The sequence below is a fragment of the Asaia sp. SF2.1 genome, from assembly GCF_000505765.1.
Taxonomy (GTDB): domain Bacteria; phylum Pseudomonadota; class Alphaproteobacteria; order Acetobacterales; family Acetobacteraceae; genus Asaia; species Asaia bogorensis.
Window position 1 is genome coordinate 26,166 of record NZ_AYXS01000010.1, and the last position, 928, is coordinate 27,093.

Consider the following 928-nt stretch of genomic DNA (forward strand, 5'->3'; position numbering starts at 1 on the left):
TTTCCCATCGTCTGGGCCAGCACTGGAAAATTGCGCTGAACGGCTACAATCTGGCTAATCGCCTGAACTACCAGAGCCTGTTTTCCAATCGCGCCACCCCTTCGGCCGGCCGCTCCTTCCTTGGCCAGATCAGCATGAGCTACTGATCCGGTGAGGTCTCAGCCCTTCCCATGTCAGGCTGGCGTTGGGAGGGCGGTGTCACAGGCTCGGAACGTTTAGGGCCGTAGATCAGGCGTAGAGACGCGCGGAATGCGCCTCATGTGCGAGGGCTGAATTCCTGTCTTTTGACCAGCCCCCTCCCTGTGATCGCATCCAGGAAAAGACTTGGTGACCATATTTTTTCCGGGTGCCTCGCTGCATTCGGATGCAATCCGATGAAGATGCCATGACACCAAGCCCGACCTGGACGGGCTGGCTCGGCCATTCTTGATAGGCGTTGCGGCCCGACCTGCGCTATGCAACCGGCAACGTCATTTTCAAGGTTTCAGGGACAGTCATCATGTCGCAGCCGCCGGTCTGCATCGCCGCCCTTTATCGCTTCACCCCCTTTGCCGATCCCGCCGCTCTGCGGGCATCGCTGCTTGAGGCCTGCCTGCAGCACGGTATCAGGGGGACGCTGCTTCTTGCACGCGAAGGGATAAACGGCACCATTGCAGGCAGCGCCGAAGGCATCGAGTCCATACTGGCCCATATTCGAAGCCTTCCCGGCTGCGATGCGCTGGAGTGGAAGCTCTCCTGGGACGACGCCATGCCGTTCAACCGCATGAAGGTACGCCTCAAGCGCGAAATCGTCACAATGGGTCAGCCTGATATCGACCCTCTGGCCGGTGTGGGGCGCTACGTCCCTGCCGCCGAGTGGAACGCGCTGATTTCCGATCCTGATACCACCCTCATCGATACGCGAAACGACTATGAAGTGGCGGTAGGC

The 928-nt window shown here is 59.8% G+C and carries 1 pseudogene; it reads left to right on the forward strand.

Annotated features, from left to right (window positions below):
- Nucleotides 1-499: 499 nt before the first annotated feature.
- Nucleotides 500-928: pseudogene (locus P792_RS36530) on the forward strand (hypothetical protein); the annotation flags it as partial.